Genomic DNA, 15,923 nt, shown 5'->3' with positions numbered 1-15,923 from the left:
CATCGTCCACCCGGTTTAAGAATTTCCCTTGCTTGTTTTTTCCGTCAACGAAAATTTTGCTTCTACTTTTTTTCCCGCATACCATAAGAGGAAAATAATCACAGCAACAGCTACTGTACGAAGCGGTTGTTTGACGAGCGCTACAAGGTCATATCCGATAAAACTGATCGTAAAAATCATCACCATTTTCCCAAATAGCGCCGCTAAAATAAACTGCTGCCTGCTAATGCGTGATAACCCGGCTACTACGTTAATAATCGCTGACGGTGTAAACGGAAAACAAAATAATAAAAACAACGGACCGAATCCATGGCGCTCTACCCAATTTACGAGTTGCCTCACTTTTTGATGGCGGCTTAAAAATTGAAAAAATCGCTTTTGCCCTATTTTTCTGGCAAGCAAAAAGACAAGAATCGATCCAAGGCAAGCGCCAATCCATGAGATCATAATTCCTTGCCACAATCCAAAAGCAGCTGCGTTCGCCATTACAAATACGAACATCGGAAGTACAGGAAAAAATGATTCTAACAGCGTAACGATAATACCCGGCAGCATTCCAAAAGAGCGATAATGTTCTAGCAATTCTAATACGTGTTTTAACGTAAACCACTGTTTTAATGTTTCAACGTCCATGAATACTCCCCATTCACATTGTTCCTATCATTTTTATTTTACACGGTTGCGCGGGGAATATAAATAGAGGGAGCTTGAACAGATGTTAAAAATTTAATTCATGAATCTTTTGGTTTATACAAATCTAAATCTGAATCCAAATCCTTTATTTTGTCCAAATCTTTTGTTTTGTCCATTCGAAACAAATATTGCATTTTTCGTTCGCGAGCTTCCACGCGCTCGGACAATTTTGTTCGTAGCTGTGCGGTACGGTATAGCTGGTTCACAAATGAATGGTAGGAAACATCGAGGCAAATGCTTCTTTCATTTTTAAAATATACGGTTGTCCGTTCTCCGCGAGAGGGCTCATACTTGAGTACGTGCATATGTGAGATCCACACGCAACGCGCGTCGTTCGGAGAAGTCGTTGGAAACACATAAATTTCGTTAAGTGGTTCGATTGCAATCGGAGCTTTGTGCGTAATCCCGATAATTTCTTTTGTTCCGTCTCTTCTTCCTTTCAAATTTGCTCCATAGTACTGGCAGCTTCGAGCGATAATATCAATTGGTTTCATTTTGACGATATATTCACCGTCTTCTTCAATGACCTTCGAATAGAGACGATCATGAAAAGGATGTGGTAAAATTGCCATTGTGTAACGACTCACGATAAAACCATCGACAACAACAATTTCATTGACTTTCATCATTCATCCACCCCTTACACCATACAAATTATTTTTACGATTCCATCATATCATTAATAGTTATATTTTTCTATATTTTCAAAAAATAATGAGCGATTTTCTAAAAAATCGCTCACGAGTTATGAAAAATTTGTTTGATTTCTTCTTCCGCCAAATATTCGTTCGCTTGTTCGATTGACGTATGCTCTCCTACCGATCCGCCAGCATATGCTTCCTCATCCAAAAATGTCTGTCGAAAATGGAAATCCGTGCTCATCCGTATTTCGGGATTTAAGACCGTATCAAGCGGCAATTCGCGTTCTTTTTTCTCCATTTTGTAACACCTCCTTTTTTTAGCATGTTTCATTTTGCTCAAAACATGCACTATAAATAAAAGGCCCGCATGTTTGCGAGCCCTTTCTCTTTCTATCTATATTTATTACGTCTCTATATAAAATCCCCCATTTTCCCCTTTAAAAGACATTAAGCTGTCGTAAATTGCTCTTCTTCTGTTGAGCCTTTTAACGCAACCGTTGATGATTGACCACCAGAAATGACTTGTGCGACTTCATCAAAGTAGCCCGTACCGACTTCGCGTTGATGTCTTGTCGCCGTATAGCCGTATTTTTCAGCCGCAAATTCAGCTTGTTGCAATTCCGAATATGCCGCCATACCGCGTTCTTTGTATCCGCGCGCCAATTCGAACATGCTGTAGTTGAGCGCATGGAATCCTGCCAATGTAACAAACTGGAATTTATATCCCATTTTACCGAGCTCTTTTTGGAAGTTGGCGATCGTTTTATCGTCCAATTTTTTCTTCCAGTTAAAGGACGGTGAGCAGTTGTATGCCAATAGTTTGCCTGGGAATTTTTCATGAATCGCCTCTGCAAAACGGCGAGCTTCTTCGAGATTCGGTTCGCTCGTTTCGCACCAAATTAAATCTGCATACGGCGCATACGCTAAGCCGCGAGCGATCGCTTGATCAAGACCTGCTCTCGTGCGGAAAAATCCTTCCGGAGTGCGCTCGCCTGTAATAAATTCTTGATCGCGCGGGTCAATATCGCTCGTAATTAAATCAGCCGCATTTGCATCTGTACGAGCGATTAAGACCGTTGGAACGCCCATCACATCAGCAGCAAGCCGCGCCGCAATTAAGTTGCGGACTGCTGTTTGCGTTGGCAATAACACTTTTCCACCTAGATGACCGCATTTTTTCTCCGAAGAAAGCTGGTCTTCAAAGTGAACGCCTGCTGCTCCTGCTTCAATCATTGCTTTCATGAGTTCAAATACGTTTAGCTGCCCGCCAAATCCTGCTTCCGCATCCGCCACAATCGGCAAGAAATAGTCAAGATCTCCGCTTCCTTCCAAATGTTGAATTTGGTCAGCACGTTGAAGCGCTTGATTAATCCGTTTGACGACATGCGGTACGCTGTTGGCTGGGTATAAACTTTGATCCGGATACATGTGGCCTGCTAAGTTTGCGTCTGCCGCCACTTGCCAACCGCTCAAATAAATGGCTTTTAGCCCTGCTTTCGCCTGTTGGACTGCTTGGTTTCCTGTCAACGCCCCGAGCGCATGCACATAATCTTCCGTATTCAATAAATGCCAAAGTTTTTCCGCACCGCGGCGAGCAAGCGTATACTCGATATCAATTGATCCGCGCAATTTAATGACATCTTCCGCTGAATACGGACGGACAATGCCTTTCCATCGTTCATCCATTTGCCAGCTTTCTTCTAATTGTTTTACTCTCTCATCACGTGTCATTCCCGTTTCCCCCTCTGTTTGTGTGATTTTTTACCGTCTGCAGTTTCATAAATGACAGATCGACGGCAACATGTCTCATTCTCCCATCTTCATGCATCCATTTGCGTTCTCTCCCCCGCATGAAGAAGTAACATTTACGTCGCCATAATCCCCCGCCTCTCTTGTTATAATACAAGTAACTTTTTGTACGTTGTTATTATATAACAGAATCACAAAAAAGAAAACTGTTTTTTAAAAAAATTTCAAAAAAAATAAACAGAAAGGTGTTCCTTTCTGTTCAATCTCCGCGCTTGATCCGTTCTAAAAACACAATTCGTTCCAAAATGCTCGGATGCGTATAACGGAATATTTTCACAATGATCGGCGGATTCACTTGGTTTAGACCTTCTTTTGTTAACTTTTGAAATGAAGAAATCGCCGCATCCGCATCTTTTGTCAGTTTAATGGCATACTCGTCAGCGGCATGTTCCTCATATCTCGATACCATATTGACAACAGGGCTTACGGAAAAGTTGAGCACAGAAATAACGAGCAAAAACAGCGGAAGCGAGGCGAGAGCGCTTATTTTATGAAGATGAAAGTATTCTCCCCATCTGCGAATGAGCCAGTTCATCACCCGCCCCGCCACGAACAAACCAGCAAACGTAAGAACGATATAGCTGGCCACTCCCCAATACACATGCTTCATGACGTAATGCCCCATTTCATGCGCCATAATAAACAATACTTCCTTTTCCTGCAATCGCTGTAATGTCGTATCCCATAACACGATGCGGGCATGAGAACCGATTCCGGTTACATAGGCGTTTAAGGCATTCGTTTTTTCAGACATATTGACTTCAAACACATGATCAGACGGAATATCGGCTTTTTCTGCCAATGCTAAAATTTTGGCCTCTAGTACCTTATCTTTTAACGGATAAAAATTGTTATAAAGCGGATCAATCACAACTGGTTGAATAAACATAAAAAAGATCGTAAACGGCACCGACACCATCCACGCATACAGCCACCAGCGCTTTTCAAAGCGGCGAATGAGCCCGTACAACACAACAACGAGCAAAAACAGCATCACGGTATTAACTAAAAAATCCGTAGTCTCATCGCGCATCCAACTAAAAACCGACTGCGTACTGACGCCATATGCCCGCGAAATGCGATAGCTTATAAAATCAAACGGCAGCGTCAGCACTGACATAATAATAGAAAGCCAAAATACATAAAAAGCCGCTTGAACTACAAACGATTTCGTTGCCTTCTCCGACCATGTTTGCAGCGCTTTGGCCACCCCTAGCCATAACACCGCCAAATAAGCGAGCCAGTCATAAGGAACAGACACAAAAAATAAAAAGTTTTTCCACTGCGAATACTGCTCGCTTAAAACTTGCTCTCTCGGCGTTAAAAACGTAGCCGGATCCGCGGTCGTTCCTTTCCATTCGGCAGGAATGGACGAATCAGCAAACGAAAATAAATACCATGCCATTCCTATACAATACAAAACATAAATGATGATCGCCCAACTGATGATTTTTTTCATAAAATCCTCCTTTTTATGGACAACGCTACTATTTAGTTTAATCCTTTTTCTTTCGATTAGAACGTCAGACAAAATTCAAAATCATGATTCGTTTTTCTTTTCGTTTTCATGTATGATAAAAAACAAAGGGGGGACTCGCGTGAAAAAAATTTATTGGACGTTAGGTAGCTTGTTTGTCATTTTCGTAGGTGCCGGCATTTTTTATTTTTCTGTGTATCGCCAGTGGCAAATGGAGCTTCCTCGCAATATCACGATGGAAACAGCATGGGGAGACGAATATCGTTTTAGCGACATGAAACCGAAAGTGCGGCTTCTTGAGTTTATTTATACAAATTGCCCTGATATTTGTCCAAATACGACATTTGAAATGACAAAACTCCGCCAAAAGTTAGAACAGCAACATGTATTTGGCAACAAAGTCGAGTTTATCACAATTACAATTGATCCAAAACGCGATACGCGTGAAAAACTGCAAGCATACGCGAAAACGTTTGGCATTCAGTCAAATGATCAAGGATGGATTTTGCTTCGTGGAAACGAAAAAGATACAAAAAAAGTGGCCGATTCGTTTGACTTCCAATACCGTGACCCTGGAAACGGCATGCTCATCCACACAACCAATACATATTTGCTTAACGAGAGCAACCGGGTAATTGAACAATTTGGCATGGGCAAAAAGGGATTTAACGTTCAAGATGCATATAAAACAATTATGGATGAAATACAATAAACCACCGATGAGATCGGTGGTTTTTCTAAATCACCCCATATAGACTTAAAACCACAACAGAAGCCAGCACAACAACAATAACGTTCGCCCCGAGCCAAGCGGCCACAAAGGCGCTGATAAATCCGAGAACGCCAAACCATATATCTTCATGAATAAAAAAAATGCCCGGCACAATGAGCGCTCCTAACGTCGCATACGGAACGTTTTTTAACACCCCTTGCAAAAACGGCGGCAGCTTCACCCGATGGAAAACGGCGAGCGGAAGCATGCGCGGAATGTACGTCACAAGCCCCATGCCAAGAATCATCCAAGCGATTTCACTACGCATCATGTTTTCCCTCGCTTTCTTTTGCAATATATTGAACGATGACCGCTGCCAAGAGTGTCGCTATAACAATCGCCCATCCTTTCGACATATGGAACAATAGAAGCAAAACCGAATTCACAACCGCCGCCAGTCCAGCCAGCCAAATCGTTTTTCGCTGCTTTTTTAACGCTGGAACGAGCAGCCCGATAAACATCGCATACAAAGCGACTGACATACTTTCTTGCAAGCTTTGCGGCAATCTTGCCCCGACGAGATGGCCAATGCCGGAATTCACGACCCAGCTTCCGTAAGACAAGGTAATCAGTCCAAACATATACGAAGCGCTCACATTGCCTTCTTTCATTGCCGCCACCGAAAACGTTTCATCGGTAATGCCGAACGCATACAACGCTTTTTTCCATAGCGCATCAGATTCCGCTTTTTCGTTCAGCGAAGCAGACATCAAAAAATGGCGGATGTTTAAAATAAACGTCGTCAGCACAATTTCAAATACCCCTGTACCGAGCGACAGCAAATTTAACGCGATGTATTGCGAAGCGCCCGCAAATACGATCATGCTCATCATCACCGTTTCAGAGAGCGTCAGTCCCGTTGTTTTTGCAAGCAATCCAAATGTGAGGGCAATCGGCATGTAGCCAATCGCAATGCTTATCCCTGCCTGCGCCCCTTGGCGAAACGACGACAATTTTTTTGTGGCCAAGATCGTTTCCACTTTTTTCTCCCCCCTGTTCCTCTTCTATTTTCATAAAATTTGCTCCTTTTTTCAACCAAAATCCGCTACAAAACAAGATTTGACGATCTTCGTTCATTCTATTATGGTAGAAAATATATAGATGCAATTTAGAACTTTAACGTTTTCGTCTTTTATGGAGTAATCGGTATGTTTCGACTGTCGGGTGACCGAACAACACCGCTTCCAGACAAATGCATTTGTCTGTGAAGCGGTTGGTTGTTCGGTCCTCTGTCACGCGAAGGCGTGACGAAGGCAAGCGACAGACTTGCCTCCGACAGTCGAAAAAATAGGGAGTCTGCTTTTTCCTTAGCCATAAGTTAAACCTTCCAGTTGTATTTATATAGATTGACAAAGGGGACTGGAATCGCTATGAAGCCATTTATCATTCGTTTGCTTGTTTTTGCCGTTTTATGGGCGGGATATTTATATGAACATTTCCAACATGCTAGCAAGCTTCCGCTTCTTTTATTTATCAGCGCCTGCGCCATCGGTGTCTATTTTTTCTTATCTATCACCAAACATCCTTTCTTTTTGTTTATTTTGATCGATTTTCTGATTTTGCTGGAGGAATGGCTTAGTCCACTGCCGAAAAATATGTACGTCCTACTATTGTTTCTTTATCTTTATGTCGAGGCTATTTTCCAACTGAGCATAAAAAAGTTTCGTTTATTTACCGCGGTTACTTTTTTATTTTCTGCGATCGTCACGCTGCTTTTTCAAAACAAAGAAGTTGAATGGCTGATCGCATTCGCCATTTTTTCCGCCATTTCCATCGTCCTCAACGAATATGTATATGAAAGAGAAGAACAACAAGAAATGTATGAACGGCTATTAGGAGAATACCGGCGGCTAAAGCGGCTGAACTACGAAACGGAGCGGTCTGCACGCCTTGAAGAACGAACAAGAATCGCCCGCGACATTCACGATTCGGTCGGACATAAACTAACCGCCCTGCTCATGCAGCTTGAAATGCTGTCAATCTGTGAACCGAAAGATGAATATGAACAACTAAAAATGCTTGTACGCGACAGTCTCGAAGAAACGCGGCAGGCGGTCAAAGCGCTGCAAACCGAAGAAATTGAAGGCATTTCCTCGGTGCTGCAACTGATTCGTAAATTAGAATCGGAAAGCCATATTATGGTTCATTTCACGACAAAGCAAGGCGTTTTAACGGTGAAACTTTCGAATGAGCAAAACATTGCGCTATACAGGGTCATTCAAGAAGCGCTCACCAACGCTATGCGCCATGCGCAATCACGTGAAATCTTTGTCACATTAGGGAAATCGGCAATCGGCGACTTGGAGTTTTCTATCAAAAATCGCATTGCTGAACCGAAGCCGTTTCAATTCGGTTTTGGATTAACAAATATACAGAAACGGGTAAAAGGAGCAGGCGGAACGGTGCATATTTTTCAAACGGACTGCGAATTTATCGTTCAAGGAACAATTCCGGTCAAGGAGGGATTCAATGATTAAAATTTTATTAGCAGAAGATCAAATGCTTGTAAGGCAAGGATTAAAAATGATGATTGAGCAAGATGCCAATCTTCGAGTCGTAGCCGAAGCAGAACACGGATTGGAAGCGATGCAACAAATCGAAAAACATATCATCGATCTTGTGCTCATGGACATCCGAATGCCGGTCATGAACGGATTGGAAGCAACGAAAATAATCAAAAAACGGTGGCCAAACATTAAAATTTTAATCTTAACAACGTTTAACGATGACGAATATGCCGTTCAAGCATTGAAGGACGGAGCGAGCGGATTTTTGTTAAAAACGGCGGAGCGGGAAAAGTTAATCCAAGCCATCTATAGCTGTATGAAAGGCGGAATGGCGATTCATGAAGAGGTAGCAGCGAAAATGGTGCCGCGTTTATTAGAAAAAGAGAAACCGAAGTCGGCAAACGTTCCATTAACACCCCGCGAACTGGAAATTGCGAAATTGGTCGGACAAGGAAAAACGAATAAAGAAATTGCCGCTGCTCTTCATCTATCCGTTGGAACCGTGAAAAACTACATTACGCAAATTTTACAAAAATTAGAATTGCGCGACCGCACCCAGCTGGCCATTTATGCAGTAAAGCATGATCTTACATAACCGTCGAACGAATGAAGACGGTTTATTTTTTTGAAACATGACTCAAGTCACCGTTTTAGTCATGAAATGATGACGGAAGATAGTAAGCAGACAACGAAAAATATCGTAACATACATATCAGATGGAAGGAGGAGGAGCATGATGTTAGAAGCTGTTGAATTAACGAAACATTTTAAGCAAACAAAAGCAGTAGACCGTGTCAACTTATATTTAGAGCAAGGGGAAATTGTCGGTCTATTAGGACCTAATGGAGCGGGAAAATCAACGACCATTTCGATGATCTCGACGCTCATTCCCCCGACGAGCGGAGATGTTCGCTTTCATAACGAAAGCATCATTAAAGAACCAGCAAAACTTCGTAACGTATTAGGGATCGTTCCGCAGGAGATCGCTTTATATTCCGATTTATCAGCGAAAGAAAATTTGCGTTTTTTCGGAAGAATTCACCGTTTATCAGGCGCAGAACTAAACAAAAAAGTAGATGAAGTATTAGCGCTCATCGGTTTAACCGACCGGCAAAACGATTTAGTTAAACATTTTTCAGGCGGAATGAAAAGACGGTTAAATATCGGCGCCGCCCTCCTGCACGAGCCGAAATTGCTCATTATGGATGAACCAACCGTCGGCATCGATCCGCAATCACGAAACTACATTTTAGAAACGGTCAAACGGTTAAATCAGGAGAAGCAGATGACGGTGTTGTACACAAGCCATTACATGGAGGAAGTCGAGTTTTTGTGTGACCGCATTTACATTATGGATAAAGGATGTATTATCGCTTCCGGAACGAAAGACGAAATTAAAAATATTTTATCATCGGAACATACAGTAGAAGTCAAAGTGGAGAAAGTAAGCGAATCCTTTCTTCACGCACTACGCTCACAGCCTGTTATTCATCACATCACCGTCCAAGAGCGGACGATCACCGTTTTATCCCCTAAAGAAATCAATGTCTTCCGCCTGTTATTTCAATTAGCGGAAAAAACAAATACAGTGTTTACTTCCGTTGAAATTAAAACGCCAACATTAGAAGATGTTTTTTTGCATCTTACAGGCCGGGCATTACGGGACTAGGGGGAATCGACATGATCGGAACCTTTGTCAAAAAACAATTGCTATTATTTGTGAGAAACCGCCATGAACTGCTCATTCTGCTTGGCATGCCGTTTGTATTAATTACGATTTTAGGTTTTGCACTTGGAAATATCATGGATGGCAATGACGGCCAGCCTGCAGTTCATGCAAAAATTGCGTTTGTGAATGAAGGCGATGAACAACAAGATATACAAAAATTCACGCATGAAGTGGAAGCAATGAGGATGCCGGAAAACGAAAAACAACTGTTGATCGAAGCCGCTCGTTCGCTGTCACCAATAACGGTACTAAAACAGGATGTATTCGGCGCCAAACCGTTGAAGAAATACATTCGCATCGTCGATGTCCCGCCGGCACAGCTAAACAAGGCCCTCCAAGATGACGAATATACGGCGATCGTTCGCTTACCGGATGAATTTACGTATCAAATGCTGAAACATCTGTTTTTCCAACAAAAACAGCCGACCAACCTATTCTTTTATGTCAACGAAGAAAAAGCGTGGACATCAGAAATAGTCGGACAAATCATTTCTGAGTTTCAGCAGCATTATTCGCTTGTCTCCGCTCTTGGCAAAGCCGGAGTGAAGGAGTTCGCGATCCCTGACATTCATGTGAACGGAAAAATAGAAACGATCACTAAAAAAGAACCGATTCGCGCCGTGACGTATTATATGATCGGCATGGGAGTCATGTTTGCTCTGTACGTTGCTTCCAACGTCGGAAGCTACGCGTTTGAAGAGAAGCAATCCCACGTATTCGATCGAATGTTGCTGGCCAACGTATCAAAATGGTCATATATGACTGGCATTTTCATTTCCGCTATGCTGCTTTCGTTTTTACAGCTCATGATTTTATACGGCGCAACGTCCATCATCTATGGGATTACATGGCCGGATGTAGCCGCGTTTTTGCTCGTTACAGCTGCATTATCATTCGCTGTCGGCGGCTTGGCTGTTTTGTTAACATCCTTGAATTTCCGGACAAATTCGGAACAAGCATCCCGCTTTTTCCAAACCGTCTTAGTGACGATGTTTTCGCTTGTTGGCGGCAGCTTTTTCCCTGCCGGCCAATTATCCAATTTCATAAACACGCTCGGGGCATTTACGCCAAACGGGGCGAGCATGAGTGCTTACTTAAAGCTGCTGCAAGGATATCATTTAGCCGATGTTGCATATTCCATTGTTTATTTATGTATCTTTAGCGCAGCAACGATGGTTTTGTCCGTATGGGCCTTTCCAAAAAGGGGGAATGAAGCTTGATCAGCATTTTAACAGCAAAATTTCGTTTATTTTTAAGAAACCCTTGGATGGTCATCGTCATGTCAATCGTTTGTATCATCATGGCTACCATAATTGGCGCAGCAAGCGAAAAGAAAGTAAAAATTCCTGTTTACAGCACCCTTTCTGCTCAAGAAACAAACGAGCTTCTTCATACATTGAACGAATCTCATTCGTTTCGATTCGAGCAGATGGATGCAAAAAAAGTTCGCGCGCTCGTTCGCGAAGGGAAAGCGGCGGCAGGGCTGGAGCTGGCGGAAAATGATTTTACCTTAATTATCGCATCTCAAACAGCAAACACGTTCTTTCTTCGCGAGTATTTACAAAAAGTCTATGGCGAAAAAGGACAGGCAAACGCAATCGCCAAGCAATTGCATCTTTCAACTGAACAAACAACCAAAATCGTCAAAGAAGCAAAAAAGCATCCAGCATTCACCATACAAACAATGAGTTTTCGCAGCAAAAATGCTGTGATCATTGATCCGCAAATGCAGCCGATTTTTGGTTTTTCTCTCTTTTTCGTGATTTACACGGTGGCGTTTCAAGTGCTGCAACTGCTGAAAGAAAAGAAAGAAGGAGTATGGAACCGGATGATCCTCTCCCGTTTAAAAAAATGGGAGATATATACAGGTAATTTATTCTATAGCTTTATAATTGGCTATATGCAAGTCGCTTTAATTTTTTCGGTGTTTCGTTTTGGGTTCGGCATTGATTTTCATGGCCGATTCCCCGAACTACTATTGTTATTAGTGCCTTACGTATTTGCGATCGTTGCGTTTTCCATCCTGCTTGTCGGGCTTGTGAAAAATGAACAGCAGTTTCAAGCGCTCATTTCCTTGCTGTCCGTAAGCATGGCGATGATCGGCGGAGCATATTGGCCTTTAGAAATCGTTTCTTCCAACATCTTATTAATGTTATCAAAAATCGTTCCGCTGACGTACGGAATGGAAATGCTAAAAGGCGCCGCTGTCTATGATCGTTCACTCACGGAATTACTATACCCGATGAGCATCTTGTTTTTGATGGGTGTCGTATTTATGGGAATCGGGATTAACTTAACAGAAAGAAAAAGCAGTTAATGTAAAAAAGTACCGAACACTCGGTACTTTTTTACGCTTCTGTAGACGTTAATTGCTCTTTCAACGCTCTTCGCAAAATTTTTCCGGTCGTATTTTTCGGAAGTTCCGCTAAAAACTCGATCGAGCTTGGAACTTTATATTTCGCTAAATGCTCGCGACAATATTCGATCAATTGTTCTTCCGTTAAATTCGGGTTTCTCGACACAACAAAGCACTTGACTGCTTCGCCGAAATTCGGATCAGGAACGCCAATAACCGCCGCTTCGACAACATCTGGATGGCTATATAATACCTCTTCCACTTCGCGCGGATAAACGTTATAGCCGCCGACAATAATCATATCTTTTTTCCGGTCGACAATGTAAAAATAACCTTCTTCGTCCATTTTCGCCAAATCACCTGTATATAGCCAGCCATTGCGGATCGTATGCGCCGTTTCTTCCGGCATTTTATAATACCCTTTCATGACGTTCGGGCCGCGCACAACGAGTTCGCCAACTTCGCCAACCGGAACTTCTTCACCAAATTCGTTCACAACTTTATTCTCAACGTTCATAATGCTTGTACCAATCGAGCCTGGTTTTCTTGGGCGATCGAGCGGGTTAAAGCACGTCACTGGCGACGCTTCCGACAATCCGTATCCTTCGGAAACGATGACTTTAAATTTTTGTTCAAAGTTTTTGAGCAACGCGACCGGCATCGACGCCCCGCCAGAGATACAAAGCCGAAGCGTTTGCAAATCTTCCGCTTTTCCTTCTTCATATTGATAAAGGAAATTGTACATCGTCGGCACACCAGCAAAAATCGTCGCTTTTTCTTCTCGTGTAAGCTGAAAAATTTTCGCCGGGCTGAATTTAGGGACAATGAGCACCGTTCCGCCGTTCATGAGCGGCGCGTTTAACGCGACCGTCAAGCAAAACACATGAAACATCGGCAATGCGGCAATGACGCGGTCTTCTCCGTTAATTTTTAAATAGTTCGCCGTATCTTGTGCGTTGCTGTAAAGATTTCTATTCGTCAACATCGCTCCCTTTGGTTTGCCGGTCGTTCCTGACGTATACAAAATAACCGCGACATCGTCATCCGCAAGTTCCGGCCCTTTATAATGAGCGTCCCCCGACAACAACAATTCTGTAAACGATTTCATTTTTCCTGTCAATGAAATGCCTTGTTCTTTTCCTTGCGGTGTTTCACAAACGATGACATGTTCTACTTTCGGCAGGAGCGCTGCCATTTTCACAAATAATGGAACGAGCAAATCTAAGCCAATGACCGCTTTCACGTCCCCGTTATTCAAAATATAGCTGATTTCATCCGGCGTATAAATCGGGTTAATCGGAATGACCGTCGCTCCTGCGCGCAATGCTCCGTACAATCCGATAACAAAATACGGCGAGTTTCCTAATAATAATGCAATATGATCCCCTTTTTGAATGCCAAGATGGCGCAACCCGCTAGCAAACTGTGATACTGCCGCATTTAACTCGCCATATGTACACCGCTCCCCTTCGTACACATACGCCTCCTTATGCGGCAGCTGCCCTGCCACCTCTGCCAACCGTGAAGATAAATTCATCAAACTCCCTCCCCCATTTACTTTGTGAATGAATCATCATTCATTTTATAATTAAAAAAATTCTAAATATATTATATTTTAAAAAAGAACCATAAGCAAGGGAACGGGCTCACGAAATAGGATAATTACTCAATTTTTTAGCTGCCACTTTTTATGTAAAAAAATACTATAAAAAATAGTACTTACCTATTATACCTATCGTTGTTAAAATATATATGTAACCAAAATCATCTAGGGAGGATAGATAAATGAGCAATGATCTTAAGGAGCTATCTATGTCCGAATTAGAATTAATCGAAGGAGGGATTAGTTTTTCAAAAGTTGTTAGTACTGTAGCCTACTATGGATTTGTTGGTGGGATAGGAACAATCAGTGGATTAGCTGGTGGAGCAATTGGCGGACCAGTAGGTGGAGCAATCGGAGCAAGGGTAGGTGCAGCCGCTGGAACCATTGTAGGCGGATACGTTGGGGACCTAATCTGGAATGCGACCCACTAATGGCTAGTAAGTTTTTTTATTTGTTCGTTGCATTTTTGATTGCGTTATTTCTTGAATTATATGTAGAAACGAAATTTAAAATTAGGCAAAATATTATAAAAAGGCTAGGTCGTTTCCCAACTATCATCATTTTATTTTTCCTTATCATATCCATCCACTATATCGTAGCAGCGATTAACCAAACAATAGTCGAACATCCTTTATTTATTTATATTATTGTTGTATTAATCGGCTATTTTATTCCAAAGAAAGGAGATCAATTGTGAGTAATTATGTAGAACTAAATGAAAAAGAGTTAGTAGAAGCATATGGTGGAGGGCTTGCTGGCGCGCTTATTGGCGGCTTTCTCGGCGCGGGGATTGGATTTACAGCAGGATATGCTACAGTAATTGCGGGACTCGTATCAGGGAAAATGACAGGAAAAGAAGCAAGAGGAGTGCTAAAAGATATGTCAATGGGTGGATTTGGGATAGGGGCTACAATCGGTGGCGTTTCACCTACCCCGTAACATTGTTGACAAAAGTGGCTGAGCCAAAAGATCAAAAATACAATAGTTGTAAATGTGTTTCACGCATATATACGGCTATAAAAAAGGGTGCCCGTTACTTTTGGGACACCCTCTTTTGCCGCTCATGGCAAAGGAATATATCCATTATGAAACTGTTTTTCTTCTATCTGTAGCAAATAATACGACATTAATTGTAACGTGTAATCCTTCTTCGCTTTGTCGACATTCAACATCAATCCTTTATAGTCGTGTTCAGAGATCAAACCGATTTGCCATTGTTTTTCGTAATAGTCTTGCTCTGACAGCGTTTGTTGATACACATCATATGCATCTTCGTATTTCGCATATAAACGATCAAATTCTTCATATCGTTTCGCTAAAAATTTTTCTAGATTTTTTGCTGTTGCATTTAATTCTGCCTCTGCCATTTTTACATACTGCTCCATTTGTTGCTTTTCGATTTGATTGGTTGCCTGACCTTTTTTGTCATTTGCTAATTTTAAGCTTTCTTGCTTCTTTAAATACACAAAGGAACGCTGAACAAGATTCTTCATATCTTTTGGGTTCTCGATTTTACGAAAAAATGAATCTGGGACAGATTGGAATGTAACTTGCTGTGTCATCGGGATATTTAAGTCTATTTTTAGTTGGAGCTCTAGAACTCCCCTTTCTTTCTGAACATTTTCGATCTCCTTCCTCTTATTTTCCCATTCCCGTTGCTTTTTTCTCAACTCGTCTTCACTCGCCTCTCCTATCTTAACCATTGCTTCTACTCGCTTCACGTCGTCTGCTAAAAATTGTACTTCCTTTTGTAAGTAGGCGATTTGTTCATCGTATGACAAAATGGAAATATATTTTTTCGCAAGTTGATATCGAATGAACTCTTTTGCTTCTTGTTCATCTATTTTCGTTACGTTTTGGTTGCTTTCTAACTCCTTTATGAGCAATGCTAGCTGTCTTTTCTTTTCTTGTATATCTTTTTGCAAAGCCTTTATTTGTTCTTGAGAAGCTTGATAGTTTTGCTGAATGATTATATTAAGCGATTGGTTAATGCCGATCTGAATGGCAATTTGTTGATCAATGATTTGCTTTTCTTCTTCGGATGCTTTCTCATAGTTCGGATATAGTGTTAAAAAATACTCTCTTGTCGTTGGTAATAACTTCAACGGCTCTAGCGTAGGTTCCTTGAGCTCATTTAAGCTTTCTCGAACAGTTTCTTTTTGTGCATTTAGCATCGCCCATTTATACGTATAAACGAGAACATCGTTTGATTGCTTTACACCTTCGTCTAAAACATAATCCAATGTCAATTGTCTTGGGATTACTTCACTCGCCTTTACATGCATAGGGAAAAGAACAAATATGAATAAAATAAAACTTAGCTTCATCCTCGACAT

General features: G+C 41.8%; 18 protein-coding genes. 9 read left to right on the top strand and 9 right to left on the bottom strand.

The window, feature by feature from the left end:
• Positions 1-15: 15 nt before the first annotated feature.
• The 5 genes from HNQ34_RS10485 to HNQ34_RS10465 all read right to left on the bottom strand — a co-directional run bounded on the left by HNQ34_RS10485 (position 16) and on the right by HNQ34_RS10465 (position 4,602).
• A complete protein-coding gene (locus HNQ34_RS10485; protein ID WP_183254277.1) occupies positions 16-633 on the bottom strand; it encodes a TVP38/TMEM64 family protein in 618 nt (205 codons plus the stop codon).
• A 98-nt stretch (positions 634-731) separates the two neighbouring features.
• Positions 732-1,319 carry a competence protein ComK gene (locus HNQ34_RS10480; RefSeq protein ID WP_183254382.1) on the bottom strand — a complete coding sequence of 196 codons (588 nt, stop codon included), beginning with the start codon at positions 1,317-1,319 and terminating at the stop codon, positions 732-734.
• A gap of 112 nt (positions 1,320-1,431) precedes the next feature.
• Positions 1,432-1,632 carry a hypothetical protein gene (locus HNQ34_RS10475; protein ID WP_183254275.1) on the bottom strand — a complete coding sequence of 67 codons (201 nt, stop codon included), beginning with the start codon at positions 1,630-1,632 and terminating at the stop codon, positions 1,432-1,434.
• 149 nt (positions 1,633-1,781) lie between these two features.
• Positions 1,782-3,065, bottom strand: a complete 1,284-nt coding sequence (aceA, locus tag HNQ34_RS10470; RefSeq protein WP_183254273.1) for an isocitrate lyase — start codon at positions 3,063-3,065, stop codon at positions 1,782-1,784.
• 277 nt (positions 3,066-3,342) lie between these two features.
• Positions 3,343-4,602, bottom strand: a complete 1,260-nt coding sequence (locus HNQ34_RS10465) for a M48 family metallopeptidase (RefSeq protein WP_183254271.1) — start codon at positions 4,600-4,602, stop codon at positions 3,343-3,345.
• A 139-nt stretch (positions 4,603-4,741) separates the two neighbouring features.
• Here HNQ34_RS10465 and HNQ34_RS10460 point away from each other — a divergent pair, with 139 nt between their 5' ends.
• Complete coding sequence (locus tag HNQ34_RS10460) at positions 4,742-5,332, top strand: SCO family protein (RefSeq protein WP_183254269.1); 591 nt, start codon at positions 4,742-4,744, stop codon at positions 5,330-5,332.
• 25 nt (positions 5,333-5,357) lie between these two features.
• Here the strand turns inward: HNQ34_RS10460 and HNQ34_RS10455 are convergent, their stop codons facing one another.
• Together HNQ34_RS10455 and HNQ34_RS10450 are read right to left on the bottom strand one after the other, a co-directional pair.
• On the bottom strand, positions 5,358-5,660 hold the full coding sequence (locus HNQ34_RS10455; protein WP_183254380.1) for an AzlD domain-containing protein: 303 nt from the start codon (positions 5,658-5,660) through the stop codon (positions 5,358-5,360).
• On the bottom strand, positions 5,653-6,372 hold the full coding sequence (locus HNQ34_RS10450) for an AzlC family ABC transporter permease (RefSeq protein WP_183254267.1): 720 nt from the start codon (positions 6,370-6,372) through the stop codon (positions 5,653-5,655). Before HNQ34_RS10450 ends, HNQ34_RS10455 begins: the two co-directional genes overlap by 8 nt.
• Positions 6,373-6,762: 390 nt before the next feature.
• Here HNQ34_RS10450 and HNQ34_RS10445 point away from each other — a divergent pair, with 390 nt between their 5' ends.
• The 5 genes from HNQ34_RS10445 to HNQ34_RS10425 all read left to right on the top strand — a co-directional run bounded on the left by HNQ34_RS10445 (position 6,763) and on the right by HNQ34_RS10425 (position 11,945).
• Positions 6,763-7,869 carry a sensor histidine kinase gene (locus HNQ34_RS10445; protein ID WP_183254265.1) on the top strand — a complete coding sequence of 369 codons (1,107 nt, stop codon included), beginning with the start codon at positions 6,763-6,765 and terminating at the stop codon, positions 7,867-7,869.
• Positions 7,862-8,494 carry a response regulator transcription factor gene (locus HNQ34_RS10440; protein ID WP_183254263.1) on the top strand — a complete coding sequence of 211 codons (633 nt, stop codon included), beginning with the start codon at positions 7,862-7,864 and terminating at the stop codon, positions 8,492-8,494. The genes HNQ34_RS10445 and HNQ34_RS10440 overlap by 8 nt, the downstream gene beginning before the upstream one ends.
• Before the next feature lie 141 nt (positions 8,495-8,635).
• Positions 8,636-9,568, top strand: coding sequence for an ABC transporter ATP-binding protein (locus tag HNQ34_RS10435; RefSeq protein ID WP_183254378.1), 933 nt, complete (start codon positions 8,636-8,638; stop codon positions 9,566-9,568).
• An 11-nt stretch (positions 9,569-9,579) separates the two neighbouring features.
• Positions 9,580-10,848: an ABC transporter permease gene (locus HNQ34_RS10430; RefSeq protein WP_183254261.1), complete on the top strand. Its 1,269-nt coding sequence runs from the start codon at positions 9,580-9,582 to the stop codon at positions 10,846-10,848.
• Positions 10,845-11,945 (top strand): ABC transporter permease, encoded by a 1,101-nt coding sequence (locus HNQ34_RS10425; protein WP_183254259.1) that lies wholly within the window; start codon positions 10,845-10,847, stop codon positions 11,943-11,945. Before HNQ34_RS10430 ends, HNQ34_RS10425 begins: the two co-directional genes overlap by 4 nt.
• A 31-nt stretch (positions 11,946-11,976) precedes the next feature.
• Here the strand turns inward: HNQ34_RS10425 and HNQ34_RS10420 are convergent, their stop codons facing one another.
• Positions 11,977-13,521: a fatty acid--CoA ligase family protein gene (locus HNQ34_RS10420; protein WP_183254257.1), complete on the bottom strand. Its 1,545-nt coding sequence runs from the start codon at positions 13,519-13,521 to the stop codon at positions 11,977-11,979.
• A 248-nt stretch (positions 13,522-13,769) separates the two neighbouring features.
• On the opposite strand from HNQ34_RS10420, the gene HNQ34_RS10415 reads away from it, so the two are divergent.
• From HNQ34_RS10415 to HNQ34_RS10405, 3 genes are read left to right on the top strand one after another with little or no spacing between them, the layout of a single operon-like run.
• Positions 13,770-14,018, top strand: coding sequence for a hypothetical protein (locus HNQ34_RS10415; protein ID WP_183254255.1), 249 nt, complete (start codon positions 13,770-13,772; stop codon positions 14,016-14,018).
• Positions 14,018-14,284: a hypothetical protein gene (locus HNQ34_RS10410; protein WP_183254254.1), complete on the top strand. Its 267-nt coding sequence runs from the start codon at positions 14,018-14,020 to the stop codon at positions 14,282-14,284. The genes HNQ34_RS10415 and HNQ34_RS10410 overlap by 1 nt, the downstream gene beginning before the upstream one ends.
• Positions 14,281-14,526: a hypothetical protein gene (locus HNQ34_RS10405; protein ID WP_183254252.1), complete on the top strand. Its 246-nt coding sequence runs from the start codon at positions 14,281-14,283 to the stop codon at positions 14,524-14,526. The genes HNQ34_RS10410 and HNQ34_RS10405 overlap by 4 nt, the downstream gene beginning before the upstream one ends.
• Positions 14,527-14,648: 122 nt before the next feature.
• Here the strand turns inward: HNQ34_RS10405 and HNQ34_RS10400 are convergent, their stop codons facing one another.
• The gene (locus HNQ34_RS10400) at positions 14,649-15,923 is read right to left on the bottom strand and encodes a TolC family protein (protein ID WP_183254250.1); all 1,275 of its coding nucleotides are present in this window, start codon (positions 15,921-15,923) and stop codon (positions 14,649-14,651) included.

The sequence above is a fragment of the Anoxybacteroides tepidamans genome (genome assembly GCF_014201465.1).
Lineage (GTDB): Bacteria > Bacillota > Bacilli > Bacillales > Anoxybacillaceae > Anoxybacteroides > Anoxybacteroides tepidamans.
This window is presented reverse-complemented; position numbering and strand designations above follow the sequence as displayed.

Coding starts and splice junctions, on each gene's coding strand:
- HNQ34_RS10485 (WP_183254277.1), bottom strand. CDS start 633: ATGGACGTTGAAACATTAAAACAGTGGTTTACGTTAAAACACGTATTA.
- HNQ34_RS10480 (WP_183254382.1), bottom strand. CDS start 1,319: ATGAAAGTCAATGAAATTGTTGTTGTCGATGGTTTTATCGTGAGTCGT.
- HNQ34_RS10475 (WP_183254275.1), bottom strand. CDS start 1,632: ATGGAGAAAAAAGAACGCGAATTGCCGCTTGATACGGTCTTAAATCCC.
- aceA (WP_183254273.1), bottom strand. CDS start 3,065: ATGACACGTGATGAGAGAGTAAAACAATTAGAAGAAAGCTGGCAAATG.
- HNQ34_RS10465 (WP_183254271.1), bottom strand. CDS start 4,602: ATGAAAAAAATCATCAGTTGGGCGATCATCATTTATGTTTTGTATTGT.
- HNQ34_RS10455 (WP_183254380.1), bottom strand. CDS start 5,660: ATGCGTAGTGAAATCGCTTGGATGATTCTTGGCATGGGGCTTGTGACG.
- HNQ34_RS10445 (WP_183254265.1), top strand. CDS start 6,763: ATGAAGCCATTTATCATTCGTTTGCTTGTTTTTGCCGTTTTATGGGCG.
- HNQ34_RS10440 (WP_183254263.1), top strand. CDS start 7,862: ATGATTAAAATTTTATTAGCAGAAGATCAAATGCTTGTAAGGCAAGGA.
- HNQ34_RS10435 (WP_183254378.1), top strand. CDS start 8,636: ATGTTAGAAGCTGTTGAATTAACGAAACATTTTAAGCAAACAAAAGCA.
- HNQ34_RS10430 (WP_183254261.1), top strand. CDS start 9,580: ATGATCGGAACCTTTGTCAAAAAACAATTGCTATTATTTGTGAGAAAC.
- HNQ34_RS10420 (WP_183254257.1), bottom strand. CDS start 13,521: ATGAATTTATCTTCACGGTTGGCAGAGGTGGCAGGGCAGCTGCCGCAT.
- HNQ34_RS10415 (WP_183254255.1), top strand. CDS start 13,770: ATGAGCAATGATCTTAAGGAGCTATCTATGTCCGAATTAGAATTAATC.
- HNQ34_RS10410 (WP_183254254.1), top strand. CDS start 14,018: ATGGCTAGTAAGTTTTTTTATTTGTTCGTTGCATTTTTGATTGCGTTA.
- HNQ34_RS10400 (WP_183254250.1), bottom strand. CDS start 15,923: ATGTCGAGGATGAAGCTAAGTTTTATTTTATTCATATTTGTTCTTTTC.